Below are 5,214 nucleotides of genomic sequence, written 5' to 3' on the forward strand. Positions count from 1 at the left end.
AACCATTCGGGTCCCGATGAAGTGCCGATCGCGATCTTGCTACGTCTGACAGCCCTCAAGGCTTCGGTGGGCTCCGATCCGATCGAACGGCGACCCAGCTCGGGCGGCCACCCGGGCTGGGCCATTCCTCACGGAACGGCTCAATATAATCGATCGCCCTAATACAAGGGTGGGCAAAGGCGCATTTGCGCCGTGCCCACCATCTATCCCAACATCGCAGCAGATATGGTGGGCACGCTTCGCTCTGCCCACCCAACGAGAGCACTCTTGGCAAACGCGAACGGCGCCGCGCATTTTCCACGCGGCGCCATCGACCTTTGAGACCTCAACCGGTCAGAACTTCACGCTGATACCGGAATAGAGCGAGGATTCGGTGCAGGCCCCGGTGCTCACCGTCCGGCCACCGACGGCCGTGGTACAGCCGACGGCGAGGTTGTGATCGAGACCGAACTTGTTCTGCCAGTAGCGGTACGCCACCCAAACGTCCACGAAGTGGGAGTACTTGTCACCCCAGGCCGCCTTCGAGGCGTCGAAGGTCAGGCGGATCGGCTCCGAATTCAGCTCCACCGCTGTGTTGTAGACTCCGTTCGCCGGACTGTAGGGAAGCGGTTCGGTGTCGGTGCCCTTCTTGCCGTACCAGCCGGCGCGGCCGCTGATCGAGAAATACTGCATGTTCGGCGGCAGGAAGCCGAGGTCCATGTAGTAATTGACTTCAACCGCCCAGGTTGGCTTGAACGACGTATTGCCGTCCGCAAGACACGTGACGCCGGGAACGCCCGGACCGAACAATCCGCACTGGCTGAAGGAATTGTGGTTGGCGAACTCCCAATAGACCAGCGGCGCGACGTTGATGTAGCCCTTGTAGGGCAGATCGAACGCAAACTGCAGACCGCCGACGACGTCGCGCTTGGCGGCGCCGAAATACCTGTTTTCGGTATTGGCATCCATGCCGACCTCGAACGAGATGTTGTGCAGCGGCCCCGCACTGAAAGCCTTGGTGTTGAAGAGCTCATTCCAGCCGAATGTCGAGCGGAACAGGCCGTAGATCTCCGTTGCCCCGGCGCACGATGCCGGCGCGCCGAAGATCGTGCCCGCGTTGGTGCAGGGCCCGGCCGGGTCGTTTTGATCGGACTTGAACATCGAGATGGTGAAGAAGTTCGTGCCATACGCCCAGGCGTCAAAGTGGGTGAACGAATAGACCTGCTTGGTGGTCTTGCTGTTGATCGACCCATCCGGCCGGAACGACCACGCACCGGGCTGAGAGGCGTTGAAGATGTACGAGAACGTGACGCGGTTATCGATCACCAGGAAGAACGGAAGGTCCAGCGCCTTCTTGGCCGCTTTGACCGGCAGATCCGCCGCCTGAGCCAAGCCACCATTGGCCAGCGTAGCAAGTGACAGCGCCGCTGCTGCCACTGCCTTGAAACGAAACGACATCCTGAATACCCCCGAGTTTGCACACGTCAATGAACGCCCCTGGGTGCGACACTTGCGCCGATCTCCCGGAGTGAGAAGCCTCAACTTTTTTCAAGGCATGCCGCTTGTTTCGGCACGAGGCGGCGTTTCATCGTGGGATTTGGAGGGTTTTTGCGCGTCACCATCACCGGGCATACGGCCGGGCGAGGCCGTCTATTGCCGGACATTCCTGTTTGATTTCCCTTTGTCTTTTATCCCGAGCGGATCCTGCGGCAGCGACGGTCGGGAGCCGATGCAGGGGCGAACCGCAATGCATGGGCGTGGTGGCGCAACTTTGCTCACCGTGACATTACGTCTGCATAGCGGGTTCCGATTTGGCTTGGACCGTCACAAATCTGCAACAGCCGCTCGCGGTAAGGCGTGTCTTCGCCCGGGCGAGAACAGCGAGCCGCTGATACCACCCGCCTGCCGAAGCGTTGAGCAAGGGATGACGCATTTTCACATCTTACGCCGGGGTCCAAACTGGCCCACTATTGGGGCACTTCACCATGCAAGCGCATCAGCGAATGTTGGATTCGACATTTGACGGCCTGAATTCCGGCGAGTCCCCGCTGCTGCGGACGATCGGACTCACCAAACGCTATGGCGATTTCCTCGCCAACGATTCCATCGACATCGACATCCGGCCGAACGAAATCCACGCGCTCCTCGGCGAGAACGGCGCCGGCAAGTCGACGCTGGTCAAGGCGATCTACGGACTGATCCAGCCCAGCGCCGGCGAGATTCGCTGGCATGGCCAACCTGTCGTGCTGTCCGGCCCCTCGGAAGCACGCAGCCGCGGCATCGGCATGGTGTTCCAGCACTTCTCGCTGTTCGACAATCTCACCGTCGCCGAGAACGTCGCGCTCGGTCTCGACGGACGGGAGTCCTTCAAGGACATGTCGGCGCGGCTTGAGCAGGTGTCGAAGATCTATGGCCTGCCGCTCGATCCCCGGCGCGAGGTCTGGCAATTGTCGGTCGGCGAGCGTCAGCGTATCGAGATCGTCCGCGCATTGATGCAGGATCCCAAATTCCTGATCCTCGACGAGCCCACCGCCGTCTTGACACCGCAGGAAGCCGATCAGCTCTTCATCGTGCTGGAGCGGCTCAAGGCCGAAGGCCGCGCCATCCTCTACATCAGCCACAAGCTCGAGGAGGTGAAGCGGCTCTGCGACACCGCCACGATCCTGCGCGGCGGCAGGAAGGTCGCGACCTGCAATCCAAGGCTCGAGACCGCCGCCTCGCTCGCACGCATGATGGTCGGCGGCGAGATCAGGGAAGTGAAGGCCGCATCGGCCCGGAAGACCACCGTGCCGCGGCTCGTCGTCAACGATCTTTCACTCGCACCAAGCGAGACGCATGGCGTACGGCTCGATCACATCTCGTTCGAGCTGAAGGGCGGCGAGATCCTCGGCATCGCCGGCGTGGCCGGCAACGGCCAGGATGAGCTGTTCGCCGCGCTCTCCGGTGAACGGCTCACGAAGGATCCCGGCACCATCGTGATCGAAGGCATCGCCGCCGGCCACCTCTCGATCACGCAGCGGCGCAAGCTAGGTGCCGCCTTCGTGCCCGAGGAGCGGCTCGGCCACGGCACCGCGCCGCGCATGAAGCTGTCGGAGAACGCGCTGCTCACCGGTCATGCGGCCAGTGGCATGGTCCATCGCGGCTTCATCGATACCGCCGCCACGCTGAAGACCGTCGACCGCGCGACCGAGACGTTCGACGTGCGCAAGGCCAAGCGCGATCCGGAAGCGGCATCCCTCTCCGGCGGCAATTTGCAAAAGTTCATCGTGGGACGCGAGATCCTGCGCAACCCCGCGGTGCTGGTGGTGAGCCAGCCGACCTGGGGCGTCGATGCCGGCGCCGCTGCCGTCATTCGACAGGCGCTGCTTGATCTCGCAACCGCAGGCGCCGCGGTGCTTGTGACCAGCCAGGATCTGGACGAGCTCTCGGAGATCGCCGACCGCATCGCGGTCATGTTCCACGGCAAGCTGTCTTCGCCACTCGCCACGAGCGAGGCGAGCCGCGAAAAGCTCGGCCTGCTCATGGGCGGCAGCAGCCTGGAGCCGAAGGAGGCCGCGCATGCAGTTGGTGCTTGAGAGGCGCGCCGAGCGCTCGGGCACGATCGCGCTGGTCTCGCCGCTGATTGCGATCGGCCTCACCATCGTGACCATGGTCATCCTGTTCGCGATCCTCGGCAAGAATCCGCTGCTCGCCTTGCACGCCTATTTCATCGCGCCCTTGACCGACGGCTATTCGCTCCAGGAGATCGCGGTGAAGGCGACGCCGCTGGTGATGATCGCGATCGGGCTGTCGCTCTGCTATCTCGCCAATGCCTGGAACATTGGCGCCGAGGGACAATTCCTGATCGGTGCCGTCGCCGGAAGCTGGATCGCGGTGAAGACTCAAGGCACCGACGCAGGCGCCTGGGTGCTGCCGGCGATGCTCGTGCTGGCTGCCGCCGCAGGTGCGCTCTATGCCCTGATCCCGGCAATCTGCAAGGTGAAGTTCGGCGCCAGCGAGATCCTGACCAGCCTGATGCTGGTCTATGTCGCCGACCTCTTCCTCGACTATCTCGTGCGCGGGCCCTGGCGCGATCCGCACGGCTTCAACTTCCCGACCACGGCCGAGTTCGATCCGGTTGCGACGGTGCCGCTGCTGATCGAAGGCGGCCGGCTGCATCTCGGCTCGATCATCGCCCTGCTCGTCGTCGCGGCAGCGGCGATCCTGCTCGCTTGCACCATCAAGGGGTTCGAGATCCGCGTCGTCGGCGCCGCGCCCCGTGCCGCAAGGTTCGGCGGCTTCAACGCCAATCAGCTGATCATCCTGACCTTCGCGGTGTCAGGGGCGCTGGCGGGTCTTGCCGGCATCATCGAGGTCGCGGGGCCCGTCGGACATCTCCAGCCCGGCATCTCACCCGGCTACGGTTTTACTGCGATCATCGTTGCCTTCCTCGGTCGGCTGAACCCGCTTGGAATATTAATTGCAGGCCTTTTCCTTGCCCTGACCTTTATCGGCGGCGAGCAGGCCCAGATCGCGATGAAGATCCCGTTGGACGTCACCAAGGTGTTTCAGGGCATTTTGCTGTTCTACGTGCTCGCCTGCGATTCCCTCATCCTCTATCGCTTCAAGCTGGTGTCCTCGAACCGACAGGTGCCTCGTGGAGCTGGTTGAGGCCATCATCCTCGCGGTGCTCGCCGCCTCGACGCCACTGCTGATCGCCGCGACCGGCGAGCTCGTGACCGAGCGCTCCGGCGTGCTCAACCTCGGTGTCGAAGGCATGATGATCGTCGGTGCGGCCTGCGGCTTTGCCGGCGCCTGGCTGACTGGATCGATCTTCATTGGCGCGCTGTTCGGCATCGTCGCGGGCACGATGATGTCGCTGATCTTCGCGTTGATGGCCCTCGGGCTCGCCGTCAACCAGGTCGCGACGGGTCTCGCGCTGACCATCCTCGGCGTCGGGCTGTCCGGACTGATCGGCGCCGGCTTCGTCGGCGAGCGCATCACGCCTGCAGTGCATCTCTCCATTCCAGGCCTCACCGACATCCCGCTGGTCGGCCGCGTGCTGTTCGGCGAGGACGGCTTCGTCTATTTCTCCATTGCACTCGTTATCGGGGTCTGGTGGTTCCTGTACCGCACGCGGGCGGGATTGATCCTGCGCGCCTGCGGCGACAATCACGTTTCCGCGCATGCGCTCGGCTATCCCGTGCTGCGCATCCGCACCCTCGCCGTGATGTTCGGCGGCGCCTGCGCCGGCCT

At 63.4% G+C, this 5,214-nt stretch carries 4 protein-coding genes; 3 read left to right on the forward strand and 1 reads right to left on the reverse strand.

Features of this window, described 5'->3' with window-relative positions; genetic code table 11:
* Window positions 1-333: 333 nt before the first annotated feature.
* Window positions 334-1,437 carry a hypothetical protein gene (locus MOV75_RS26555; RefSeq protein WP_246926351.1) on the reverse strand — a complete coding sequence of 368 codons (1,104 nt, stop codon included), beginning with the start codon at window positions 1,435-1,437 and terminating at the stop codon, window positions 334-336.
* A gap of 545 nt (window positions 1,438-1,982) precedes the next feature.
* Between MOV75_RS26555 and MOV75_RS26560 the strand changes: the two genes are divergently transcribed.
* The 3 genes from MOV75_RS26560 to MOV75_RS26570 all read left to right on the forward strand — a co-directional run.
* Complete coding sequence (locus tag MOV75_RS26560) at window positions 1,983-3,554, forward strand: ABC transporter ATP-binding protein (RefSeq protein ID WP_246926348.1); 1,572 nt, start codon at window positions 1,983-1,985, stop codon at window positions 3,552-3,554.
* Window positions 3,538-4,629, forward strand: a complete 1,092-nt coding sequence (locus MOV75_RS26565) for an ABC transporter permease (protein WP_246926346.1) — start codon at window positions 3,538-3,540, stop codon at window positions 4,627-4,629. Before MOV75_RS26560 ends, MOV75_RS26565 begins: the two co-directional genes overlap by 17 nt.
* Window positions 4,616-5,214: ABC transporter permease (locus tag MOV75_RS26570; protein ID WP_247006876.1), on the forward strand; the 599-nt coding region annotated here is incomplete at its 3' end. The genes MOV75_RS26565 and MOV75_RS26570, both read left to right, overlap by 14 nt.

The sequence above is a fragment of the Bradyrhizobium sp. PRIMUS42 genome, from assembly GCF_023006515.1.
In the GTDB taxonomy this organism is placed as follows: domain Bacteria; phylum Pseudomonadota; class Alphaproteobacteria; order Rhizobiales; family Xanthobacteraceae; genus Bradyrhizobium.